This is a genomic window from Acinetobacter sp. AG3, from assembly GCF_022343575.1.
Lineage (GTDB): Bacteria > Pseudomonadota > Gammaproteobacteria > Pseudomonadales > Moraxellaceae > Acinetobacter > Acinetobacter guillouiae.
In genome coordinates this window covers 3,498,721-3,522,096 of sequence record NZ_JAKQZD010000001.1, presented here as the reverse complement: position 1 = coordinate 3,522,096, position 23,376 = coordinate 3,498,721, and the positions used below count along the sequence as shown (strand labels likewise).

Annotated in this window: 27 protein-coding genes, 4 tRNA genes and 1 other RNA gene; 21 read left to right on the top strand and 11 right to left on the bottom strand. The window is 38.3% G+C overall.

Annotated features, from left to right (window positions below):
- The first annotated feature begins 47 nt into the window (after positions 1 to 47).
- On the top strand, positions 48 to 383 hold the full coding sequence (locus tag L3V46_RS16340) for a hypothetical protein (RefSeq protein WP_239046260.1): 336 nt from the start codon (positions 48 to 50) through the stop codon (positions 381 to 383).
- A gap of 98 nt (positions 384 to 481) precedes the next feature.
- Positions 482 to 1,024, top strand: a complete 543-nt coding sequence (locus L3V46_RS16335) for a hypothetical protein (protein WP_239046259.1) — start codon at positions 482 to 484, stop codon at positions 1,022 to 1,024.
- A gap of 46 nt (positions 1,025 to 1,070) precedes the next feature.
- Here L3V46_RS16335 and L3V46_RS16330 read toward each other — a convergent pair whose 3' ends face one another.
- The 4 genes from L3V46_RS16330 to L3V46_RS16315 all read right to left on the bottom strand — a co-directional run bounded on the left by L3V46_RS16330 (position 1,071) and on the right by L3V46_RS16315 (position 2,555).
- A complete protein-coding gene (locus L3V46_RS16330) occupies positions 1,071 to 1,355 on the bottom strand; it encodes a hypothetical protein (protein ID WP_239046258.1) in 285 nt (94 codons plus the stop codon).
- A gap of 77 nt (positions 1,356 to 1,432) precedes the next feature.
- Positions 1,433 to 1,639: a hypothetical protein gene (locus tag L3V46_RS16325; protein WP_239046257.1), complete on the bottom strand. Its 207-nt coding sequence runs from the start codon at positions 1,637 to 1,639 to the stop codon at positions 1,433 to 1,435.
- A complete protein-coding gene (locus tag L3V46_RS16320; protein ID WP_239046256.1) occupies positions 1,636 to 2,373 on the bottom strand; it encodes a phage antirepressor KilAC domain-containing protein in 738 nt (245 codons plus the stop codon). Before L3V46_RS16320 ends, L3V46_RS16325 begins: the two co-directional genes overlap by 4 nt.
- Positions 2,370 to 2,555 (bottom strand): hypothetical protein, encoded by a 186-nt coding sequence (locus tag L3V46_RS16315; protein ID WP_239046255.1) that lies wholly within the window; start codon positions 2,553 to 2,555, stop codon positions 2,370 to 2,372. The genes L3V46_RS16320 and L3V46_RS16315 overlap by 4 nt, the downstream gene beginning before the upstream one ends.
- A 74-nt stretch (positions 2,556 to 2,629) precedes the next feature.
- Here L3V46_RS16315 and L3V46_RS16310 point away from each other — a divergent pair, with 74 nt between their 5' ends.
- The 12 genes from L3V46_RS16310 to L3V46_RS16255 all read left to right on the top strand — a co-directional run bounded on the left by L3V46_RS16310 (position 2,630) and on the right by L3V46_RS16255 (position 13,508).
- Entirely contained in the window at positions 2,630 to 3,238 is a 609-nt protein-coding gene (locus L3V46_RS16310) for a helix-turn-helix transcriptional regulator (RefSeq protein ID WP_239046254.1), read from the top strand.
- Between the two features lie 70 nt (positions 3,239 to 3,308).
- Positions 3,309 to 3,653: a phage tail protein gene (locus tag L3V46_RS16305; protein WP_239046253.1), complete on the top strand. Its 345-nt coding sequence runs from the start codon at positions 3,309 to 3,311 to the stop codon at positions 3,651 to 3,653.
- A 75-nt stretch (positions 3,654 to 3,728) separates the two neighbouring features.
- Positions 3,729 to 4,052 carry a GrlR family regulatory protein gene (locus tag L3V46_RS16300; protein WP_239046252.1) on the top strand — a complete coding sequence of 108 codons (324 nt, stop codon included), beginning with the start codon at positions 3,729 to 3,731 and terminating at the stop codon, positions 4,050 to 4,052.
- 474 nt (positions 4,053 to 4,526) lie between these two features.
- Positions 4,527 to 5,078 carry a tail fiber domain-containing protein gene (locus L3V46_RS16295; RefSeq protein WP_333494227.1) on the top strand — a complete coding sequence of 184 codons (552 nt, stop codon included), beginning with the start codon at positions 4,527 to 4,529 and terminating at the stop codon, positions 5,076 to 5,078.
- Positions 5,065 to 5,853 (top strand): phage minor tail protein L, encoded by a 789-nt coding sequence (locus L3V46_RS16290; RefSeq protein ID WP_239046251.1) that lies wholly within the window; start codon positions 5,065 to 5,067, stop codon positions 5,851 to 5,853. Before L3V46_RS16295 ends, L3V46_RS16290 begins: the two co-directional genes overlap by 14 nt.
- A 2-nt stretch (positions 5,854 to 5,855) precedes the next feature.
- Positions 5,856 to 6,599, top strand: a complete 744-nt coding sequence (locus tag L3V46_RS16285) for a Mov34/MPN/PAD-1 family protein (RefSeq protein WP_239046250.1) — start codon at positions 5,856 to 5,858, stop codon at positions 6,597 to 6,599.
- The gene (locus L3V46_RS16280; protein WP_239046249.1) at positions 6,592 to 7,221 is read left to right on the top strand and encodes a tail assembly protein; all 630 of its coding nucleotides are present in this window, start codon (positions 6,592 to 6,594) and stop codon (positions 7,219 to 7,221) included. The genes L3V46_RS16285 and L3V46_RS16280 overlap by 8 nt, the downstream gene beginning before the upstream one ends.
- Before the next feature lie 49 nt (positions 7,222 to 7,270).
- Positions 7,271 to 11,671 (top strand): phage tail protein, encoded by a 4,401-nt coding sequence (locus tag L3V46_RS16275; RefSeq protein ID WP_239046248.1) that lies wholly within the window; start codon positions 7,271 to 7,273, stop codon positions 11,669 to 11,671.
- Positions 11,668 to 12,207, top strand: a complete 540-nt coding sequence (locus tag L3V46_RS16270; protein WP_239046247.1) for a DUF4376 domain-containing protein — start codon at positions 11,668 to 11,670, stop codon at positions 12,205 to 12,207. Before L3V46_RS16275 ends, L3V46_RS16270 begins: the two co-directional genes overlap by 4 nt.
- A 44-nt stretch (positions 12,208 to 12,251) precedes the next feature.
- The gene (locus tag L3V46_RS16265; protein ID WP_239046246.1) at positions 12,252 to 12,518 is read left to right on the top strand and encodes a holin; all 267 of its coding nucleotides are present in this window, start codon (positions 12,252 to 12,254) and stop codon (positions 12,516 to 12,518) included.
- Positions 12,502 to 13,008: a lysozyme gene (locus L3V46_RS16260; RefSeq protein ID WP_239046245.1), complete on the top strand. Its 507-nt coding sequence runs from the start codon at positions 12,502 to 12,504 to the stop codon at positions 13,006 to 13,008. Before L3V46_RS16265 ends, L3V46_RS16260 begins: the two co-directional genes overlap by 17 nt.
- Positions 13,005 to 13,508 (top strand): hypothetical protein, encoded by a 504-nt coding sequence (locus tag L3V46_RS16255; protein WP_239046244.1) that lies wholly within the window; start codon positions 13,005 to 13,007, stop codon positions 13,506 to 13,508. The genes L3V46_RS16260 and L3V46_RS16255 overlap by 4 nt, the downstream gene beginning before the upstream one ends.
- Positions 13,509 to 13,637: 129 nt before the next feature.
- Here the strand turns inward: L3V46_RS16255 and L3V46_RS16250 are convergent, their stop codons facing one another.
- Positions 13,638 to 14,861, bottom strand: coding sequence for an integrase arm-type DNA-binding domain-containing protein (locus L3V46_RS16250; protein WP_239046243.1), 1,224 nt, complete (start codon positions 14,859 to 14,861; stop codon positions 13,638 to 13,640).
- Between the two features lie 346 nt (positions 14,862 to 15,207).
- Between L3V46_RS16250 and coaD the strand changes: the two genes are divergently transcribed.
- From coaD to L3V46_RS16230, 4 genes are all read left to right on the top strand, one after another.
- Positions 15,208 to 15,699, top strand: coding sequence for a pantetheine-phosphate adenylyltransferase (gene coaD, locus L3V46_RS16245; RefSeq protein WP_004722475.1), 492 nt, complete (start codon positions 15,208 to 15,210; stop codon positions 15,697 to 15,699).
- A 1-nt stretch (position 15,700) separates the two neighbouring features.
- On the top strand, positions 15,701 to 15,964 hold the full coding sequence (locus tag L3V46_RS16240; RefSeq protein WP_239046242.1) for a YfhL family 4Fe-4S dicluster ferredoxin: 264 nt from the start codon (positions 15,701 to 15,703) through the stop codon (positions 15,962 to 15,964).
- A 26-nt stretch (positions 15,965 to 15,990) separates the two neighbouring features.
- Positions 15,991 to 16,368: RNase P RNA component class A (gene rnpB, locus L3V46_RS16235), an RNA gene on the top strand.
- Between the two features lie 64 nt (positions 16,369 to 16,432).
- Positions 16,433 to 16,509 (top strand) — tRNA-Met (locus tag L3V46_RS16230).
- Positions 16,510 to 16,589: 80 nt separating this feature from the next.
- Here the strand turns inward: L3V46_RS16230 and L3V46_RS16225 are convergent.
- Together L3V46_RS16225 and L3V46_RS16220 are read right to left on the bottom strand one after the other, a co-directional pair.
- Positions 16,590 to 17,546 (bottom strand): RDD family protein, encoded by a 957-nt coding sequence (locus L3V46_RS16225; RefSeq protein WP_239046241.1) that lies wholly within the window; start codon positions 17,544 to 17,546, stop codon positions 16,590 to 16,592.
- Positions 17,547 to 17,786: 240 nt separating this feature from the next.
- Positions 17,787 to 17,872, bottom strand: a tRNA-Leu gene (locus tag L3V46_RS16220).
- Between the two features lie 216 nt (positions 17,873 to 18,088).
- Between L3V46_RS16220 and L3V46_RS16215 the strand changes: the two genes are divergently transcribed.
- Entirely contained in the window at positions 18,089 to 19,855 is a 1,767-nt protein-coding gene (locus tag L3V46_RS16215) for an alkaline phosphatase D family protein (RefSeq protein ID WP_239046240.1), read from the top strand.
- A 59-nt stretch (positions 19,856 to 19,914) separates the two neighbouring features.
- Here the strand turns inward: L3V46_RS16215 and L3V46_RS16210 are convergent, their stop codons facing one another.
- The 3 genes from L3V46_RS16210 to L3V46_RS16200 form a co-directional block, all read right to left on the bottom strand.
- Positions 19,915 to 20,646, bottom strand: a complete 732-nt coding sequence (locus tag L3V46_RS16210; protein ID WP_004722467.1) for a hypothetical protein — start codon at positions 20,644 to 20,646, stop codon at positions 19,915 to 19,917.
- A 123-nt stretch (positions 20,647 to 20,769) separates the two neighbouring features.
- Positions 20,770 to 20,855: transfer RNA gene (locus L3V46_RS16205), tRNA-Leu, on the bottom strand.
- Between the two features lie 10 nt (positions 20,856 to 20,865).
- Positions 20,866 to 20,939 (bottom strand) — tRNA-Cys (locus L3V46_RS16200).
- A gap of 152 nt (positions 20,940 to 21,091) precedes the next feature.
- Between L3V46_RS16200 and folD the strand changes: the two genes are divergently transcribed.
- The gene (folD, locus tag L3V46_RS16195) at positions 21,092 to 21,940 is read left to right on the top strand and encodes a bifunctional methylenetetrahydrofolate dehydrogenase/methenyltetrahydrofolate cyclohydrolase FolD (protein WP_004819653.1); all 849 of its coding nucleotides are present in this window, start codon (positions 21,092 to 21,094) and stop codon (positions 21,938 to 21,940) included.
- Between the two features lie 283 nt (positions 21,941 to 22,223).
- Positions 22,224 to 22,892, top strand: coding sequence for a 50S ribosomal protein L11 methyltransferase (locus L3V46_RS16190; RefSeq protein ID WP_004819654.1), 669 nt, complete (start codon positions 22,224 to 22,226; stop codon positions 22,890 to 22,892).
- 38 nt (positions 22,893 to 22,930) lie between these two features.
- Here the strand turns inward: L3V46_RS16190 and L3V46_RS16185 are convergent, their stop codons facing one another.
- Complete coding sequence (locus L3V46_RS16185; protein ID WP_004722461.1) at positions 22,931 to 23,356, bottom strand: hypothetical protein; 426 nt, start codon at positions 23,354 to 23,356, stop codon at positions 22,931 to 22,933.
- Positions 23,357 to 23,376 lie beyond the last annotated feature (20 nt).

Genomic DNA, 23,376 nt, shown 5'->3' with positions numbered 1-23,376 from the left:
ATTTTAATTTATTGATATTTTATAAGCACTTTAAGGAGTGCTTTAGAATGAGAAAATTATTACTGATTGGTGTTTTGGGTTTTAGCTCAATTTCCAGCAATGCTATTGCAAGCCAATTTTGCGACATGATTGAAAGAATTTCGTATCAAACCATGCTATCAAGACAGCAAGGCGCTCCATTATCTAAAGAAATGGGAATAATTAATGAAATAGCTAAGACAGAGAGTCAAGGCTCGAAAGCAACACAGATTTTAAAGAAAATTGTCATTTCTGCTTATGAAGAACCAAAATACGAAACTAAAGAAAATCAAGAAAGAGAAGCTCAAGAGTTTTCTAATGATTGGACTTTGGCATGCTACAAACTTGAAGATAATTATAAATAAAACCCACTTAGCTGGGTTTCTAGTTTTAGTTTACTAAATCTTCACTTTATCTTTACTCTTTGTTACATTGGTAGCACTTTATAACAATGGTTATTTAAATGAAAAAGTTGGTTTTAGCAGCATTAGTTGGTCTTGGTGTAGTTTTAAGCGGGTGTTCAACCACCATGCCTATTAATTATGTGGCATCCCCAACCATTAAAGGACAGGGGGATATTGGAGTGGGTGTATTCAAGTATATTCCAGCGGACAAGGGTTTGGTAAAGGCTAATGAGTTTCAAAAGCCCGCAGCTGCACTAGGAACAATGTATATGTCAGACAAGGCTGATGCATTGTTGAAATCCTCACTTACAAAAGAGCTAATTGCTGCGGGATTTAATCCAGAACAAAATGCAGAAATACAAATATCAGGTAATATTCAAAAATTTGAATATGACTGGATAGGCTTTATTGAGGTTGATTTTTACTTAGATGTTGATTATTTGGTAACTAAAAGTGGTCAAACTGTTTATACAAATACTATAAAAACTCATGTAGCTTCACCAAAAGCAATGGGTGGTACTGATTCAGAAGCTGTGAGATCTGCAATTTCATCAAATATTGGTGATTTATTTCAAGATTTGAGATCCAAGAAAATTCTATAAGGATTTACAAGATTTAAAAAACCCGCCTAAGCGGGTTTTCTTTAATTCAATGAAAATAAAGTTTATCTTCTTTAGTGATGTGCAGCTCCATTCTTTCAACTTGAAAAGACCAATCTACACAGACATCCATACCAGTTTCGGCTAATTGCTTAACCTGTGATGCAGCATGTGGTGATTTTTGCTCAAGTAAAGTTTTAATGATCGAAAATAGGTTCGCCATTTCATCGAATTTACTTGCAGCTGCTTTTAGGTCGGCTTGCATATTGTCTTTCCTGAGCTGTTTATTTGGAAGGTCTTGTGGTTCTGGTTCGGGTGATGCTATAGTGTGCATAGTTTGTAGTCCTTTGGGACACGGAGAAACCTTGTTTAGATTGGTAGTCGGACAAGGTTTTTTTGTGTCTGAAATATTCATAACCATTCGCCACGTTCTATGACGAATTTAGTGCATTCAGGATTTGATTCAGATAAAGCTTTAACTTGGCTTAAAACTTCATCTAGCAAATTACTTTGATAAATAGTGTTCCCTTTACAAATAAACTCTCTTGTTGAATTTTCTTGATTTATGCCAGTACAAACATAACCAAGTAGGCGATAACGTTGTGTAGGAATGGTCATGCTGCTTTCTCTTTCAATTGACTTTCTTGCCACTTTTTTAATTCAATGGTGAGTTGTGTCATACCGAGAGAGGTAACGCGAGTTTGAACAGTGTTGTGTTGCTCTCCTGAGCGACCTTGAAAAGTTCGATAAACAGCTATTAGGTATTTCTTATCAATTTTGTCTTGATAAGGGTTTAGTTCACCTGAGCGCCTAAAGCACCATTTGTTATTTTCCAACCATGGGTTTAAAAACTTTTTGGGTTGAACGCCAAGTAATTTTGCAGCTTGATCTAGTGTTACAGTACCTTCAGCATTTGCAATAGCATCTAAAGCATTTGCTTTTGGCTCTAGAATCTCAACTTTTTGTGTGAGTTCAATATTCTGCTTTGCTTGGGTTTCGATAGCTTGTAGCAAGTGATGTGGATTCGAAATATCGAAAACTGGTTTAGCAACTTGCGTTTCCAACTCTTGCCAACGATCTACCAAACGAGCCGTGAACTCTGGGCAAAGTTGAGCAACTACGATGATGCTGTCACGTTTACCTTGTTCGCCAGTGAACTCATATACATTTGTAAATTTATTCGGGCTAAGTGATTGTTTATTTTCAACTTTCACCATTGGAGGAAGTTGAATAACTCCTTTCTTGGCAAGACGCTCTATAGAAAGTGTGACTGCGCGATGCTCTGATTGAACTAATTCAGCAATTTCCAAACTATTCATTGATTGTGTTTGCAAAGGTACAATTGCGTTCATGCTGCTTCTCCATCTGTGATAGATTTAGTATCACTTTTTGATTGATTTTGAGGGTATAATCCCTCATTCTTAAGAGCAGTTATCAGAAAATGACGGAATTGCCCACGAGTGGTGCGGTTTTCATCTTCCGCAACAGACTTAATAATGTCTGCAATTTCATCTTCTACGGTGAATGTATACATTTTAAAACTCACATTTGATTGGTATTGTTAGATTAATATTGATTTTGAAAAGTGTCAATAGGTTTTGATAGTTTATGAAAGATAGTTTCGGATTAAGATTGAGATATTACAGAACTCAAAAAGACTTAACACAACAAGAGTTGTCGGAAAAGTCAGGGGTTAGCCGTAAGCAAATATCTGATTTTGAAATGGATATTCAGAAGAACCCGAGATTGTCTACAATAAAGAAATTGGCCGATGCCTTGGAAATAAAGGAAGAAAAACTTTCAAAAGAGAGTTTTGAGTTTATTGAAGATGACAATGTTTTAGATTTGCAAATCTCTAGTGAAGCACGAAATAAACTAGCAAAACTAGCAGAGCTAAATAATCGCTCTGTTGAGGATGAAGCCGCTGAGCTTTTAAAGAAAGCTTTAAGTAAAGAATTAGACGAGATCAATAACAATCCAGAACCAACTATCGACCTAGTAAAGAATAAAAAAATTGAGGAACTTGAAGAGCAAGTTGCTAATTCAATGAAAATGATAGAAATGATGAGTGGTTATTTTGAAGCGATGATTAAAGGTAATCATGATGAATATATGGAAAGTGTTTTTAAAAAATACCCAAATGTAGAAAAGTTCTATCGTAATGAAACTAAATATCCATTTGAAGATATATATGAAAATAAAAAAACTGAAAAGTGATGTTTAGATTCAATAATTATCAATCTAACCAAACCCACTCACCTGAGTGGGTTTTTATTGGACGCAATTTATGAGCAATGAAAAATTTACATATCCATGTGATCTAGATGGAAACTCAGGCAAACAAAACTTCAATATTTTGACTTCAAAATTTGGTGATGGCTACGAACAGAATATCTCAGTAGGCATCAACAATAAAAAGGGGGAGTGGCCTTACAAATTCACATCTACCAAGGAAGAGATTCTTCAAATCAAAGCTTTTTTTGATCGACATAAAGGGGCTGATTCATTTCTATGGATTTCTCCATTGGATGGTGAGGTGAGAGTTAAAACAGATACAAGCTATACACCTAGTCAAGTAGGTGGAATGATCTGGACTATCTCCACCACCTTCACCCAAGTCTTTTACCCTTGAGAACTCTTAACTTTTGACCATCAATGTCTTACTATCAAATGGCTGAATTTTCAGCGATTAATGCATGAGGTCAAAATGAAAGACGGAATTTACTTTGTTGAATTCAAAAGCAATATCCAAGATTTTGGAGTAGGCACTGTGATAGTAAAGGATGGTGTGGTCAATGGTGGAGATTATGGGTTTACTTATCGCGGGAAGCTTGAAAATAATCTTCTTAAATTGAATGCAAAACAACATGACAAAGATGTTGTGTCTGTATTTGGAAATATCAGTGATTACGAATTGGTTTTAGAGGTTAATCCAACTAATGCTGGTTATGATTTGGTTGGCAAAACTGAATTAGCACCAGGCGTGGTTATTAAAGTGCAAGCCAAATTTATTGGTGATTTATTAGTTTAAAAACAATCAAAAGAGAAGGACGCATTTGCGTCCTTTTTTTATTATCTAAAGGAAAGCAAAATGAAACAGTTTTCAACCGATTTATTTATTAAACTATGTGTAAAATATACTGGCAAAAGCAAGCAAGATCTCGCTAAAAAGTGGGGATTTTATTACTTCTTAACCCGATCAAAAACAAAAGCCTACTGGCATACAATTTTCTCCTAATGTCGTGACCTCATGCAAGTAACTACGACATGCACATAAGACGGAGTTGTGCCCGTCACCTAATTCTTAATAATTTTCGCGCCCCACTCGTTGGGGCTTTTTAGTGAGAAAAATATGGCTATTCAAACAATTAATTTAGGAACCGCGCCAAGTGGTGCTGGTGGTGATACATTCCGCTCAACTGGCACCAAAGTAAATGAAAACTTCACCAATCCAGAACATGCTGCAAGTAAACTAGTGGGTACATCTGGTGCGAAGGTACCTTTGATGAATGCTGTAAATACATGGGTGCCTCAAGTGATTAGTGATAATTACCCAGCAATCAGATACGAAGTCCAAAATATGCAAGCTGGGGTTGTTGGGCGTTGGAATATTTTAGAATGTTCGGATGCTGGTACAACATCTTCAATTTATCTAGCAAGACGAAGTAGTCAGGATGAAAATACCAATCAAGTTATTGTCTATTTCCCGACTGCATCAGGCACAATTGCCTTAACAACTTCGGATGAAAACATTAAAAATAAAGAAAACTTGGTCGATGAAAGTGAATGTTTTGAGCGATTGAATAAATTAGAGCTATGGGATTACAAATATAAATTTGAAGCCTCACAATCGGATGTGATTGCAGCAGAACCTAAACGCGGATTCATGGCTCAGCAAGCCTATTCAGTAGACCCGCGATATGCCATTCGCCCCGTTACAGAGCATGAGTTATGGGGAATTGATGATCGTGCAATTATTGCTGACTTAGTTGGTGCTATTCGCGCACTAAAAGCCGAAATTGATCAATTGAAAGGTGTAGATAATGACTCTGAATAGTGATTTTCAAAAGCTCTATGTTGATGGGTTAATTACATTATTTGAATTAGACGCCAGCGCTTTAGGAGCTGGCATTTTGCGATTTCATGGGCATATCGCTTTTCAAGATTGGGAAAAGATATATTCATCTATTGGTTCAGAAGGTCTGATTGGGTCTGATACTGGTTTGATCGGTAAAGTTTTTGATGTTGGTACAGATAAAGTTTGGCAGCGCAATATTATTTTTAATGGTCAGACCTATGAACCAATGGCGTTGCAAGTCGATGGTCTAGAAATGCGCAGTGATGGTAAAGCGTCATCCCCAACTTTAAGTATGGCCAACAATATTAAAGGTATTCAAGGTGCGGTAACTGCATATTGTTTACAGTTTGGTGATTTTGCTGGTGCAAAAATCAAAGTCATTACTACATTAGCCAAATATCTTGATGCTGAAAACTTTAGTGCTGGTAATGCTACGGCTAATCCAAGTGAGAAGCGCGAGCAGATTTGGTTCATTGAACAAAAGACTTCTGAAAATGCTCAGCAAGTGACGTTTGAACTTTCTAATCCCGTGGATTTTGAAGGGCTAAAAATTCCTACCCGGCAAATCTCAAACTACTGCAATTGGGAATATCGAAGTGAAGAGTGCGGATATATCGGGGCTGCAATGTTTACTGAAAAAGATGAATCGACAGACAATCCAGCTTTAGATCGATGTAACTACCGAACATCAGGCTGTCGTTGCCGAGAGAATGAGCTTCATTTTGGTGGATTCCCTGCATCTTCAATGGTGTAAAAATGAAATTAAATAAAAAACTAAAAGCAGCGATTTTATCTCATGCTGAACAATGTTTCCCCGCAGAATGTTGCGGGGTTATTGTTTCTGGTACGTATATACCTTGTCGCAATGTGGCTGAAAAAGGTCAGTTTCAAATTCACCACGAAGACTTGGCGAGTGCTGAAGATCAAGGTGAGATTCAAGCCTATGTACATTCACATCCCAATGCTACAACACGTGCTTCTGATTTAGATTTATTACAAATTGAACTTCATGAAAAGCCATGGGTGATTTGTGCATATCCTGAAGTTGATTTTCAAGTCTATGAACCTTGTGGCTATAAAGCACCACTCATTGGTCGTGATTACCATCATGGATATCAAGATTGCTATTCAATTATTCGTGATTTTTATAATCGTGAGTTAGGTATTCAGTTGATTGATTTTGAACGTCAGGATGATTGGTGGAGTGATAAAGATCATCAATCCCTTTATCTAGAAAACTTAGACACAGCTGGATTTTATGAAGTCAGAGAACCTCAGTATGGTGACATGTTGGTGTGTAATGTTGGCCGTACAGAACACCCGAATCATGCTGTGATTTGGTTGGGTGATCAGTGGCAATTAAAGTCAGAAGAAAGCACAAGTTGTTTTGGTGGACCATTAATTCTTCATCACATGCCTAAAGCAAAATCAATGCGTGAATTATTTGGATCGCAATGGCAAGAGCGTGTTGTCAAAATAGTGAGGCACAAAGATGCTTAAAACGATCAAATTATATGGCGTACTCGGAAAGAAGTTTGGTAAGGAATTTAAGCTTGCTGTTGAAAGTACTCGTGAAGCTGTAAAAGCGCTATCAGTCCAAGTGCCCGGCTTTGAACAATTCATGCTAACCGCTCATGAACAGGGACTTACCTTTGCTGTTTTCCAAGATGATGAAAATATCTCTGAGGATCAGATTGATTTTGAGACTGGCGCCAAAGTTATCAAGATTTTGCCTAAAGTCATTGGGGCTGGTGGTGACAGTGGGGTTCTAAATTTAGTTTTAGGGGTTGTGTTGATAGTTGCTGGTTATTTTACTTTTGGAGCAACAACTCCTTATGGTGCAGCATTGATTGGTGCAGGTATTGGAATGTCCATTGGTGGTATTGCACAAATGCTTACCCCAAAAGTTGATGCACAAGATCAAAACCAAGATGGAAATAAGTCTAACTTTGGATTTGGTGGAGCAGTCACCACAATCGCCCAAGGCAATCCAGTTCCTATTCTTTATGGTCAGCGCGAAGTCGGTGGATTCATTGTAAATGCTGGTCAATTTGCAGTAGATACTTTCAGTTCTGCAGATGCTGGTTTTACAGGCGGTGGCAGCAGCGGTGGGAAGAAATAATTTAAGAATATAAGCGCATTAAGCGCTTTTTTATTGTGTGGGAAAAAGTATGCTTAAAATAGTAAAAGGCGCAAAAGGCGGTAGCAAAAACCAAAGACAACCAAAAGTTGCAAATGACACTACAGCCTCAAAAACCTATGCGCGCTTACAGTATGGCATGAGTGAGGGTGAAGTTGAGGGCTTGGCAAATGGCTTTAAGTCAATCTTCCTTGATGACACCCCAGTTGAAAACGATAGTGGTGCAAGAAACTTTCAAGATGTCACTCTAGATTTTCGCTCAGGTACCAATGATCAGGCATACATGGAAGGTTTTGAAAGCATTGCTTCTGAAACTGCTGTTGGTGTTGAACTTAAAAGTGATACGCCTTGGGTTAAAGGGATTACCAATCTTAATCTCGATGCCGTGATTGTAAGAGTGCGCTTTGGGGCTTTAAAACAGCAAGACCCAAGTAATGGCGATGTTTCAGGTATTGTTATTGATTACTTGATTGAAGTGCAGACTGATGGGGGATCATGGGAGTTAATGCTTGATACTCAAATGTCAGGAAAAACTTCAGCAAATTATGAACGTACCCATCGTATCGGCTTACCAAAAGCCAATAATAATTGGTTGATTCGTGTTACTCGGAAAACACCAAATTCAAGCTCTGAATATGTCAGCGATAAGATGTATATTCAAGCCATTACTGAAGTTGTCGATCTTAAGCTTGCATACCCAAATACTGCATTGATTGGCGTGCAATATGATGCTGAAACATTCTCAAATATTGCCAAAATTGCTGTAGATCTAAAGGGGGTAAAGATCAAGGTGCCAAGCAACTATGATCCTGTAAGCCGAACTTACATTGGAATATGGGATGGTTTATTTAAGCGTGCATACAGCAATAATCCTGCTTGGATTTACTATGATTTATGTACCAATAAGCGATATGCACTGGGTAATCGTTTAACCGAGCAAATGATTGATAAATGGTCATTGTATCGTTTGGCTCAATATTGTGATCAGTTGGTGCCAGATGGCAAAGGCGGTCAAGAGCCACGGTTCACTTGTAATGTGTATATTCAAAGTGCCGAATCTGCTTTCGATATTTTAAGCAAACTTGCAGGTTTATTTCGTGCTATCAGTTATTGGGATGGTGCATCGATCGTATGTGAGGCTGATTTGCCTCAAGATGCTATTTTTACATACACATCTGCCAATATTATTGATGGCGTTCTTGGTATTAATTACACTGGTACGCGTGCACGGGATCGGCATAATGCAGTCAAAGTTGCTTGGGATAATCCGCAAAATCGCTATAAGACTGAATATGTTTTTGTGCGTGATGAAAAATCAATTGCAGAGGCTAAAGCAGTACGCTTATTAGAACTAGAAGCATGGGGCTGTACATCAGAAGGGCAAGCACAACGTACTGGCCAATGGGCTTTAAAAACAGAACAACTTGAAACTCGCACTGTCACATTTAAAGTTGGGTTGGATGGCTATATTCCATTACCAGGTAAAGTGATTGAACTTGCTGATGAGTTGTTAGCTGGTCGTGCAAATGGTGGGCGTATTTCTTCAGTCAGTACTGATTTAAAACAAATCACCTTAGATCGTGATGACGTTGTATGCCGAGCTGGTGACCGTCTAGTTGTTAATGGTGAGAATGGAAAGGCACAAGCAAGAGTTGTATCAAGTATTGCTGGTCGAGTTGTTACTGTAGTATCAGCATTTGATAGTGTTGCACCACAAAATGTATGGGTGATTGATGCACAAGATTTAGCGACGATGAAATTTCGTGTAGTTTCGATCTCACAAGATGAGCCACACCAATTTACCATTACTGCATTACAACATGCTGATTCTAAATTTGATGCCATTGATCATGGTGCATTTATTGATGATCGCCCGATCTCAATCATTAATCCTACAACCCAAGCACCTGTTGAATCAGTCACGATTTCCAGTGAGCAAATGGTTCAGCAAGGAATGTCTGTTGAAACGATGGTGATCAGTTGGCCACAAGCCAAGGATGCCACCAAGTATCAAGTTGAATGGCGTAAAGATAACGGCACATGGTTAAAACTACCATTAACTGGAAGCAACTCAGCTGAGGTGGCTGGGATTTATGCAGGGCAATATGAAGCACGCGTATTTGCAATCAGTGCATATGATATTTCATCCTTGCCAACATATTCAGTTTTGACAGAGTTAAAAGGCAAGCAAGGAAAACCGCCAAAACTCGCCAATATACATGCTGAAGGTATTTTATTTGGCATGAAATTAACATGGTTGTTTCCAGCAGTTGGTGCACTTGATACTGCATATACAGAAATTGAAGTTTCACCAGACAGCACCTCAAACATTGCTCAACTGGGTTTGTTTGCTTATCCGACTACTGTTCACACCATTCAAGGGATGCAACCAAATTTACGCCAGTTTTATCGCGGACGTTTGATTGATCGCATTGGTAATATTGGCGATTGGTCTGAATGGGTCAGTGGTGTGACTTCCGCAGATGCTACCGATGTGCTTGAACTATTGAATGATCAAATCTCTGAAAGTCAGTTGAACAAAGACTTGCAGACAAAGATTGATCATATTGAAACGATTGATGCTGAAATCGGGCCAATTCGTCAAGATATTCAAAATACGAAAGATCAGATTTCGCAAGAAATTATTGATCGTCAGCATGCAATTCAGAATGCTGAAGATGGCTTATCTCAGAAAATCAATGATAGCGAAGAAGGTATATTGGAAGTCATTGATACAGTTAAAAAATCAAGTGATCAAGGTATAGCAGCTGCACAAACAGCAATCAAAGTTGTTGCTGATGATTTGAAACTGACTGCTGAAAAAACAGATGGTGTTTATGCGCAATTGAATCCTCCTTTAATTGGCTCATCAACTGATCTGATCGGTAGTGATCAAGGCTTTGCAGGAACCTGGTCAGTTCAATCAGCAATCATCGAAGGTGATCTCGCCCTTAGTAAACGAGTTGATACAACAGTTGCACAGATCAATGATGTGCAGGCTTTTGCACAGCAAGAAGTTGTTGCACGAGTCGAAGGTCAAAAGGCCACTGTTGATAAAATTGACACATATATCGCTGAGAACGATACAGCTTTAGCATCTGTACGTGATTCTGCAAAAATTGCTGTTGATACATCAAAAGCGAATGGCGAACTGATTCAAAGTATGGAATTAGAGTTGGATGATAAGGCATCAACAGGGCAATTGACGCAAGTTAAGTCTGAGATTGAAGAGGATTATAACGGCAAGATCACAGCACAAACGGCAAAGATCGACGGTGTTTATGCTCAAATCAATCCAACTTTAATTGGTTCAGAAACTGATCTGATTGGTAATTCTGGTGGTTATGCTGGCGTATGGTCTGAACAATCAGCACGTATAGAAGGAGATTTATCCCAATCGATTCGTACTGATCAGGTTGTTGCACAGATGAATCAGAACGATGCTTTATATCAACAACAGATTAAAGCAACAGCAGATGCGGTATCAGCCAATGTTTCAGCAACCACTACATTGCAAACAAAGGTTGGTGAAAATACTGCATCAATTCAGACTCAGCAATCATCTATTAATGGTATTAATCTTCAATATACGTTGAAACTACAGTCGGGTAATTTGATCAGCGGCATTGGAATGATGAATGATGGTAAAACTTCAGACATTATTTTTAATTCTAGTTCTGTGGCATTTGGTTCTGATAATTCTGGAGTTGTTACCTATCCTATTGTATTTCGGAATACAGCTTTTACTGATCCTGCAACAGGTGCAGTTTTTCCAGTAGGTGCATATATGAAGTCAGGTTTTTTTGATTATCAATCTGTTAAGACTTCACATATTGAGGATTTAGCGGTCAAGACTGCAAAGATTGATAACCTTGCTGTAACAAGTGGAAAAATAGATAACCTTGCTGTAACAACACTCAAAATCCAAGATGAAGCTGTTACTGTTCCAAATGGTATTTATAATAGTAATGTTCAGTCATGGTCATTTTCAGAAGTTAATTCACCGCAGGCTGGCCAGTTATATGGTGAAAGGATTTTGCAAGAATTTAACGTTCAAACCAATGGAGGAAAACTGAGGGTTGATGGCATGTTTACTTATGCCTGTGATGTGATTATAGGTACATTACCTAGTGGGCAAGATTCTAGAAAGTGCATTACCTTGGTGTGTCAGATGCTAATCAATAATACGGTTGTGTATACACAAGAGATTTATCCAATAGCAATTGGTAATAATTTCTTAGAGTTGGTTTATGTGGGAGCAACAGCCACACCCGTTTATATTCATCCATCCAGCACAACAACTTTGAATATTAAAATCAAAGCCGCAGTTATGCCTAAGATCAATGGGATGACCTTTGGTACAAACAGCAATGCAGGCAAACTCATGCGTGCATTAAATTGTTCCATTTCAACGATAGAGTTAAAAAAATGACAGCTATCATTTCTAAAAAAGGTGAAGTACTTCAATTGATTCATGCGAACCCTGAAACAATTAATTTAAACAAACCGTTAGGTTGTTTAGCTGTTACTCATCCACCACGGCCAAATATGTACTATCGTGGTTGGTGGGTAGATATGCCCAAACAGCCTTCTTCACATCATATTTTTGACTATGATTCAAAAAAGTGGATTGATCCAAGGCCATTGGAACAAATTAAATTGCAAAAATGGTCAGAGATCAAAATTGATAGAGATGCCGCCGAATATGGCGGTTTTTCTTATCTAAATTTTACTTTTGATTCAGATATTGCTTCACAGTCCAGAATAATTGTAGCAAGTGATTTGGGTGTTCCGATTGACTGGACACTAAAGAACAATGAAATTGTTTTACTTAGTACTGAGCAATTGAAAGCACTCAAAACTGCACTTGCTCAACATGTTTCAAATTGTCATGAGAAAGGTCGAATAGCGCGACAATTAATTTATGAAGCAGAAACGGTTGAACAAATAAATTCAATCAAATATTAGCACCCAACAGGGTGCTTTTTTATTGCCAAAAATTAGGAGGTTACATGTCTGATACACAGGCAACAATTGACGCGTCAGTAGCTATCGCTGCAAGCAAAACCGCAGCATATGGTGGTAGTACTGCTGGTGCTATTACTGCATGGCTTGGGAGTATTGATTTAGCATTTTGGATCAGTATTTTGATTGCAATAGCTGGCTTAATTATGAACTGGTATTTCGCTCGAAAGAAAGATAAGCGTGATGAATTAGAGCACAAGGCCTATATCGCATCACTTCAAATCAAGGGGAAGATTGATGTCAAACAAGACTAAAATCATAGTAACAACATTAAGCGCATCAGCGCTTTTTTTTACGTCTTTAATTGGCTATGAGGGGTACAAATCAAAGCCATATTTAGATAGCGCTAAAGTGGCAACAATCGGTATCGGGTCCACATCATACGAAAATGGTACTAAAGTCAAAATGACTGATAAGCCAATTTCTAAAGAACGTGCTGTTCAAATTGCAAAGGCTCATATCGCCAAAGATGAAGTTGCTTTCCGTAAGTCGTTGCATGGCGTGAAACTTACTCAGACTGAATATGATGTTTACCTAGACTTTGTTTACAACTATGGTCAAGCAAACTGGAATGGCTCATCAATGCTCAGAAATCTAAAAGCAGGGCAATACAAACAGGCATGTTCATCTTTACTGAAATACAAATATGTTGCCAAGCGTGATTGTAGTATCCGATCTAATGGTTGCTATGGTGTTTGGACTCGTCAGCAGGATCGTTATAGCAAGTGTATGGGGGCACAATGATGCAAGCATTCTTAGCTAAATTTTATGAAACCGTCATTATCGCAATGGCGGTTTTTTTATTGTTGGCCATAACAGTTATAGGCATTCAATCATGGCGAGTAAATCATTTTAAAAGTGAATACACGTTATTGAATGCAAAATACAAAACAGAAGTTGCTGAAGCCAAAGCACTGGCGGAACAAGCAAAAGCCTCAGCGGTACTTAAAGAGAAACGATGGTCTGAACAACAGTTAAAAGCGGAGCAAAACTATAATGCTAAAATTAAACAAATTGAGTCTGATGCTGATATTGCTCAGTCCAGCGCTGACAGCTTGTCAAAGCAACTCAAAATTGCAGGCAGTCGCTTGTCCAGTGCCTCCAAAGAAACCATCGTTGAGTACACCATTGCCAACAGTGACATACTCGAAAACTGCATTACTGAATATCGAACAGTGGCAGAAAAAGCTGATGGACACGCAGCTGATGCAGAAAGATTGAGGGATGCATGGCCCTCTGAGTGAGGGCTTTATTCTTAGGAATAATTTTGGAATAAAAAACCATTAAAAAGGCAAAAATCGTAATGACAATTTAGCCAAAACAACAATAAAACTTGCGTATCATGTATATAAAATCAATTTTTTATGAAGAATTCACTTTAAATCTTTCCAACTATCAACAATGTTCGCCCAGTCTTGAATCATCTCACGTCTTTGCTGCAAATGTTTTGAGTGATCATACGAAGCTTTGGTTTTATTTGATTCAGCATGAGCTAGTTGCTTCTCGATCCAATCTTCTTCATATCCTTTCTCATACAATAATGTAGAAGCTGTTGCTCTGAAATCATGTGTTGTAACGCCTTTTAAGCCAATGTATCGAAGCATATCATTAAGTGTTTCCTTGGCAATCATGCCATTGTCTTTTTTACTTCGATAAACAGATGGAAATACAATGTCATGATTGCCCGATATTTCATACTGGCTTTTCAAAATAGCACTCACTTGTTTTGAGATTGGCAAAATATGAGCTCTATTCTTTTTCATTACTTCTCTAGGGAATGTAATTGTCTGTTCATCAAAATCAATCCATGACCACTCCATTCTCCGAATTTCAACTGCCCTTAACATCGTATAGATTAAGATGAAACCAGCATTCTTCACTGTTTGAGTGCCGTTGTAGTTTTCTAGATTTACCCTAACCATTTTTCTTTCTTGCTTTGTTAGTGGCCTTGCATGATTAACTGGTGGGCGCTGAATGGCATCACGAACAGCATAAGTTGGATCATTCTCACATCTTAGTGTTGCAATAGCATATCTCGAAACAGATCCAATAAAGGTCCTATTTTGAATTGCTGCTGATTCACCAGAGTATCTACCACCACTTTCCTTTTTAACACGGGCAACTGTATTTCTTAATATTTTTAGAACATCTGCAGCGGTTACATCTCTAATATTCTTATTTCCAATAACAGGCAAAATATCTGTTTGCATTGATATGCCAAATTTTTCCTTATATCGAAAAGATTTACCAGTTAAGCGCTCATTAAAGTATTCGGTAGCAATTGCATCAAATGTATTTTTATTACTTTCTTTTTGAGCTTCTTTACCCTGGCGACGTTCTTCAACAGGATTTATGCCTTTAGCTAATTTTGCTCTCATTTCTTCTTTGAGAGTTCTGGCTTCGGCAAGAGTTATAGATGGGTACTCACCAAGGCTCATTGATGACTCTTTGCCATTTAAAACAAATTTAAATCGCCAAATCTTGGCACCAGAAGGACGTACTTCAATATAGAGTCTATCTGCATCAAGAATACGATAAGTTTTTTCTTGAGGCTTAAGGGTTTTGATTTTTGCGTCTGAAAGCTTAATTGATGCCATGATTAAATAGTATTCTTGATCGTTACCCGTATATTTACCCGTTTTGACTGGAAATTAAAAGAGCACCTTGCGAACTAATATGAACTCATATTTTTATTATTCAATAACTTAAAAGGATTTATGGAATTGTAACGAACTATAAAGAATATATACCATTATTTTTTTTAACGACAATGTTTTTCGACATAATACAAATATTCCAAGAATAGCCTTATTTTGCCTCAAACTTGGCTTCAGGTGAAGTCATTTCACAATTAAAGCCAAAGCTAAATCAAAAGAGGTTATTCGCTAATATTTAAGTTTTTGTTAAACTATAGCCCTACATAACAAACTAGAGTACAAATGGATGTCTAAAACTCGTGTCATCTATCCAGGAACTTTTGATCCAATTACCAATGGCCATGTTGATTTAGTCGCACGTGCTTCACGAATGTTTGATGAAGTTGTGGTCGCAATTGCAATTGGGCATCATAAAAATCCAGTCTTTAGTTTGGAAGAGCGTGTAGAGTTAGCAAAGATATCACTCAAACATTTACCCAATGTTGAGTTTGTCGGTTTTGATGGGTTATTGGTAAATTTTGCACGTGAACAACATGCTACAGCAGTGTTACGTGGCTTAAGAGCTGTTTCAGATTTTGAATATGAATTTCAGCTTGCGAATATGAATCGTCAGCTTGATCATGATTTTGAAACAGTATTTTTAACACCATCAGAGCAATTTTCATTTATTTCTTCAACGATGGTTCGAGAAATAGCACGATTGAAAGGCGATGTGGCAAAGTTTGTTCCTCAATGCGTTGTCGAAGCCTTCCATCGTAAACATCAACAAGGTTGGTAGCGTGTCTTTAATTATCACTGATGAATGTATCAATTGTGATGTATGCGAGCCTGTATGTCCAAATGATGCCATTTTTATGGGGGAGGAGATTTATGAAATCCATCCTAACCTATGTACAGAATGCGTCGGGCATTTTGATCAGCCACAGTGTGCGCTTTTCTGTCCAGTCGACTGTATTCCGCTCGATCCGAACCATGTAGAGAGCCAAGACGAGTTGATGGAAAAGTATAAAAAACTAATTGCTCAAAAAAGCGCAAGCAATTAGCCGAGAAATTTGTTAGGATACGCCCCGAAGTGAGCCAGACGATCGCTGCTGTGGAGATCTCCGTGATTGAAGCAGGGGAGGAAAGTCCGGGCTTCATAGGGCAAGGTGCCAGGTAACGCCTGGGCGGTGTGAACCGACGGAAAGTGCAGCAGAGAGTAGACCGCCTTCAATAACGTTTCTTTTCGGAGAAATGGAAGGTAAGGGTGAAAGGGTGCGGTAAGAGCGCACCGCATGGCTGGTAACAGTTCATGGCATGGTAAACCCCACCGGAAGCAAGACCAAATAGGGATCCTATAGGCATGGCCCATGCTGGATCCGGGTAGGTCGCTTGAGCGTATGAGTGATCATGCGCCTAGAGGAATGATCGTTCTAGACAGAACCCGGCTTATCGGCTCACTTCGATGAATTTTATTTTAATTAGTGCTTGACGTAACATTGTTTACAGCAGATAATGCGCGCACAGTTTTAGGCTATGTAGCTCAGTTGGTTAGAGCACCGCACTCATAATGCGGGGGTCACAGGTTCAAGTCCCGTCATAGCCACCATTTTTATAGACCACGTTTCCAAAAACGTGGTCTTTTTTTATCTACAAGATTTAAACTTTAACAGCGAGACTTGGTCTTGTTTAAAAACCAAGGTTCAGCCCTGTACTCTCCCCAATATAGCTTAAGCTACTTTTAGGCATCTTTTTATAATCATAAAGCGTTGTTTTTGGTAATTTAGCCAAGCCAAATTGATAAGAAAAGTTAAATTGCACTTGAGTGATGTGGTATTGCGTTAACACTTCAGCGTGTTGTTGATTAATCTTTTCTAGTAATGTTTCGGCACGCTCAAGGTCATCCAGATAATCTGGTTGATTCACATTTAAAATTAAAACCTGATTTGTGGATTCAGCTTCTCCGATGAAGGTATGGCGATTTTCAACTTGAGCATTTTTAATGTCATCGGAGATCAAACTAAAATCATTGGCTGAGATTGCTTTGCTTTGGAAATAACCCCATAAATTGACAGAAAAAATCACAATCGTTAACAGCGCAATGATGTAGTAATGAATACGCCATACAGACTGGCGTGGAATATTGGATTGAGCGTTTCTGAGGATTTGAGTTTCACTGAGGAGGTCGTGCAGAGATTGTTGGCTATTTCCATTAAAAATAGCCAAGTAAAAACAGGCAAAGACGATACTTTGAAAAAATGCCACAAGTAGGCTGAGTGAAAGATGCTGAGTTGAATATGTTTGTAAATAACCAGCAAAGCAAAATGGAATGATAAAAATACTTGATCTAACCAGAGAGCGCATAAATGGAATTGAAGCACCATTTAAGTCTTTTACCCTAATTTTACCCAAGATTTTCCCAATGGTTTTACCATTACCGATATGGCTGTTAAAAGCAGCAAAATAAAATAGACAGAGGAGCGTGCCTATACATTGGAAAATAAAAGGAGAATTTTCAAAATATGGGTAGAGTATTTTACCCATCACTAAACAGGCTACGCCGACGGTAATACAGTCGATGATAAATGCGAATATTCGAGGAAATATAGGGGCGGCTTTTTGAGTTTCAGTGGTAATTTCAGACATGGTTTTGGTTTAATTAAGTTTATGAAAATATTAATAATTAATATAAATTTATTATATTATAAGTTTTTTAATGAAAAATAACCACAAAAATATAGTTGAGCTATCACGCTTTTTAGCAAGATGTATTGAACTTTGCGTTATTTTTAAATTGGCGATTTATAGATGATTTACAAATTTTAGGCATAAAAAAATCAGCTTATCGCTGGGTTCTTTATTGCACCATTTTAATAAGATTTAAAATGGTGCCCGAGGCCAGACTCGAACTGGCACGCTTTGTGGGCGGGGGATTTTAAATCCCCTGTGTCTACCGATTTCACCACTCGGGCATGTGCGCAATAATAAAGGACAGTTTTTCTCTTGGCAAGCGTATTTATGTCGATTTGCTTTCTTTTCAATCAATTCATGTGCTTATGTTTGAAAATAAAGCATTTTAAGCCGTTGAATGGGTGTTTTGTCATGATTTTTTCATCAATTTGAGATTAAAGCGAAATATTAAGCCTTTAAATTGATTGGATAAAAAAACTTAGAGGAAACCTACTTCAATGCCAAACTCAATTTCACGCCGTGAACTTATTCAAAAGTCATTAGCCAGTTTTGGGGCATTATCTATACCAGTGTCGTTGACTGCTTGTGGGAGTGATAACAACGATTCAACATCTCCTACAACAAAAGTTGAATTTTTACATGGTGTTGCCAGTGGCGACCCATTAAAAGATCGTGTGATTTTGTGGACGCGTATTACCCCGCAGGATACGTCTTTACGTTTAGAGGTGGTTTGGGAAATTGCCACAGACGATAAATTTACGCAAGTGATCAATACTGGAAAAGTACAAACAGCATCAGCTCAGGATTTTACTATTAAGGTCGATGCAGACAAGCTTAAGTCTGGGCAAACTTATTATTATCGTTTTAAATTTGGTTCGGTGATTTCGTCAGTAGGGCGTACCAAAACATTACCTGAAACCACCAGCTCGGTGCAGTTTGCGGTGTGTTCATGTTCAAACTATCCTGCTGGCTATTTCTATGTGTATAAGGAAATGGCAAAACAAGAGGTTGATGCGATCATCCATTTGGGGGATTACATCTATGAATATGGTAAAGATGGATATGCCACAGAAGAGGCGGTAAAGCTGGGTCGTACCCTCGCTGCTGACAATGATAAAGAAATTATCAAGTTGGACGATTACCGTAAGCGTTATGCACTTTACCATACTGATGCTGATTTACAGGCTGCACATGCACGTCATCCTTTTATTGTGATTTGGGACGACCATGAACTGGCAAATGACGCATGGAAAGACGGTGCAGAAAACCATCAAGCCAATGAGGGTAATTTCTTAGACCGTAAATTGGCAGCTTTACAAGCCTATTTTGAATGGATGCCGATTCGCCCTGTATCTGCAACAGATCACTTGAATATTTATCGCCAGTTTGACTTTGGTTCATTGGTACAATTGACCATGTTAGATACCCGTATTTTGGCACGTGATAAGCAACTCGATTATGCCAATTATATGACGGCTTCGGGCTTGGATATTGCTAAGTTTCAGGCAGATTTAACCAGTACTACGCGTACACTGATGGGTTATACCCAACGTGAGTGGCTACAAAAGAAACTGGCACAATCTACCGCGACTTGGAATGTATTGGGTCAGCAAGTGTTGATGGCAAAAATGTTAATCCCTGCTGAATTGCTATTGTCTTTATCTGCAATTACCAGTGGAAATGTCACAGCCGAAACTTTGGCAAAAATGAATCAGCAGATCATCGAGTTAGTTACTTTAAAAGTTCGTTTGAAAAGTGGTGATCCAACATTAACCGCCGCAGAAAAAGCTCGTGTAACCACGGTAGCACCCTATAATTTAGATGCTTGGGATGGCTACTATGCAGAACGTGAAATTTTATATGGCACACTTAAAACATTAAATAAGAAAGTTGTGGTGTTGGCGGGGGATACCCATAATGCATGGTCTGCTGACTTGCATACTCAAGCGGGTGATTTTGTTGGGGTTGAATTGGCAACCAGTTCGGTCTCTTCACCTGGGATGGAAAAGTATTTAAGTATTCCTTTGGCACAGTTACAACAATTTGAAATGGCCTTCACCACGCTCATTGATGAATTGAATTACACCAATTTAAATCAGCGAGGGTACTTAAAAGTCAGTTTTACAGCACAACAGGTACAAGCGGATTGGATTTTCTTAAATAGCATCAAGGAAAAAACCTATACGGTGGATACGGCTCGTGCCCATCAAGTGGTTTTAAATAACAATTTGGTTGATGTAAAGACTGTTCAGAAAAGTGCATAAATTTTCAAGCTTAAAAAGCCGAGTTTAGATCACTCGGCTTTTTTAACGCTATAGATGGATTACATCATACTGTCCATATAGGCATCTAAATCTTCATATTTATAGGTTTTACACATTTCATTTTCATATTTTAATAGTTCTAAATGTAATTCTAAAAAGGTGACTAAGCGCTTTTGATAAAATTGATACTTCTCAGAATCTTTGGCCAAGAATCGCATTTTGAATTTGGCTTTCTTGGCTTGTTTATAAGCCCATAAACAGCTTTTTCGAATTTGTTGTAATTGGTAATATTCAGTGTCTTTGGTGCTATCTCTAAATAAATTTTCTTTATAAAATTTGACAAAACCAAAGCTCATCGCAAAGAAAAATAACAGGCCTTGCAGCAGGGTGCTTTCTATAAAATAAAGATTGAGTGCTTGCAGGACGATCAGTACCGCAAGCTTAAGCGGAATATTATTGAGTTGTTGGTATAAATGCGTCGAACTGTGTTTTATTTGTTTGATAATGATCGGAACAATAATCATAAAAAATAACATAATCGCTAAAGCGGCAATGCCATTGGCTTGAAAGCTATCGAATTGAGGAAAATGATTTGCAATATACTGACCTAAACTAAAATAGATGCTGCAAAAAATCATAATCGACAAAATCCAAGGAATAAATTCCTTTGCTTCATCTAAAAGCCCTTTGGTTTTAATTTGACTATAAAATAGAAAGTTGCGCTTAAATGCTTGTGGGTATTGTTGTTGTAATTGATTTAAATAGAGGGAAACTTGCTTGTTTTGAATCATATAGGCTTCGCTTATCTAAATTTCACTTTGGATATTAACATAAAAAACAATATAAAATTTTAGGCATAAAAAAACCAGCTTATCGCTGGGTTCTTTATTGCACCATTTTAACAAGAATTAAAATGGTGCCCGAGGCCAGACTCGAACTGGCACGCTTTGTGGGCGGGGGATTTTAAATCCCCTGTGTCTACCGATTTCACCACTCGGGCTTTACAAGATTGGAGGCGGAGGTCGGAATCGAACCGGCGTACACGGAGTTGCAGTCCGCTGCATGACCACTCTGCCACCCCGCCATGTCTTGGTGATGCACATATTAGCAATCTTTGAAAAAAAAACAATACTATAATTCATGCATATGCACATAAATTCAGCATATGAAAGAAAATTGTCTAAATAATCATGTATTATTTGCAAAATTGATTCATATCTACTTTGGAGATGTGCCGTGGCATTGGTATTGGATGGTCGCGCATTAGCGAAACAAATTGAAGCAGACTTGTTGACTCGTGTTGAAGCTATAAAAGCAAAAACAGGTCGTACCCCAATTTTAGCGACTATTTTAGTGGGTGATGATGGTGCATCTGCGACGTATGTACGCATGAAAGGAAATGCTTGCCGTCGTGTTGGTATGGATTCTTTAAAAGTAGAGTTAGGTAAAGAAACCACAACTGAACAATTATTGGCTGAAATTGAAAAATTAAATGCCAATCCTGATGTTCACGGTATTTTGCTCCAACATCCTGTGCCTGAACAAATTGATGAACGTGCTTGCTTTGATGCCATTTCACTTGAAAAAGATGTAGATGGGGTAACTTGCTTAGGTTTTGGTCGTATGGCAATGGGTGAGGCTGCTTATGGTTCGGCAACACCTGCAGGTATCATGACGATTCTTCAAGAAAACAAGATTGAAATTGCTGGTAAACATGCAGTTGTGGTAGGGCGTTCGGCTATTTTAGGTAAGCCGATGGCAATGATGCTACTTCAAGCCAATGCAACAGTGACAATCTGTCATTCTCGTACACAAAATCTTGCTGAATTGGTAAAACAGGCTGATATTGTTGTTGGTGCAGTCGGTAAAGCTGAATTAATCCAAAAAGACTGGATTAAGCAAGGTGCTGTTGTGGTTGATGCTGGATTCCATCCTCGTGACGGTGGTGGTGTGGGTGATATCCAATTGGTCGGTATTGAAGATGTCGCTTCAGCTTATACACCAGTTCCAGGTGGCGTAGGTCCGATGACGATCACAACGTTGATTCGTCAAACTGTGGAAGCTGCTGAAAAAGCGTTAGCTTAAGTCCTGTTTTATTCTGGGCACAGTGAAAGCCATGCATTCACTGTGTTCAAATCTAGCCTACATTTACATAGCAATGTTTATTTTTCAGTAAAAGTAGGCAATATTGTCATTAGTTTAATGGTCATTGGCTTAACGCGTTTAAGATCTACTTTTAAGTAGCAGTATCTGAGACTTAACAAGAAGTATCTTCTCGAACCTTAGCACATGATGTTACTGTCTATCGAATATGAGGAAGAAGCTGTATTTCCTCAATATCAAAATAATAATTTTGGTCATATTTTGCATGAGCTGTACTTATCAATTTCCTAAAGCCCCACAACATTTACTTGATGCTTTGCATGAAGTAATTCCTCAATGCGAATTATTGGCGCAGCAGTTGCCTGAAAGCCCAATTTCGTTATGGTTGATTCCACCAGTTTTTCCAACAGATCGTTTGGATGATGAGGTGATTCGCCGTATTTGGAATGATACACCGTATTGGATTTTTTGCTGGGCTTCTGGTTTAGCAATGGCACAATGGCTGATTGCAGAACCACAGCATGTAAAAGATAAAGTGGTGCTGGATTTTGGTGCTGGATCCGGTGTGGTTGCAATTGCAGCCAAAATGGCAGGTGCAAAACGTGTCATCTGTTGTGATATCGACCCGATAAGTTTGGATGCTTGTCGTGAAAATGCTTTGCTCAATGATGTTGAGCTTGAGTATCTAGATGATTTATATAAAGCCGAACAGGTTGATGTCTTATTAGCAGCAGATGTTTTATATGATCAATCTAACCGGTTCTTCTTGGATGAGTTTTTAAAATTTGCACCAGAAGTATGGGTGGCAGATAGTAGAGTGAAAAACTTTAGTCATCCAAATTACCAAAAATTGGATGAACGAAGTGCAACCACTTGGCCTGATTTAGATGAAGCCAAAGAATTTAGAAATGTGAGTTTTTATAAGACGCTATGACAGCGTCTTATTTTATTCTGCGATACACATAGCTAAAATCAAGAACAGGTATAACGTACCACATGTAAAGTGCTTGGGCGGGTATCTAAGGCTTGGCGTGTTGCATAATCTTCACTGTTATTTAGACTTGGCGTGTTGGAAAGCCCAAAAGATGTACGGCTATGTCCAAGTTGAACGCCAGCCTGATCTTTTGCTGTTTGCGGGTTGATAATTTCATTGGTACTTAATACAGAAATTTTATAGTTTTTGTTTGCACCCAATACTTTTTGACATGCGCGCTGTAATTTATCCGCATCCAAATCACGATCTGCACGACCTGAAAGGGTATACGCAAGGGTTGCACTATCTGCTGTTTGATTTTCAATTTGATAACCGGTTACGCCATTGTATTGACGAGGGGTTGTTTGACACGCAGATAAAGCTAAAACGATTAATCCTAAACCTGCATAAGTGATTTTTTTCATCTTTTAAAGTCCTAGCTTTT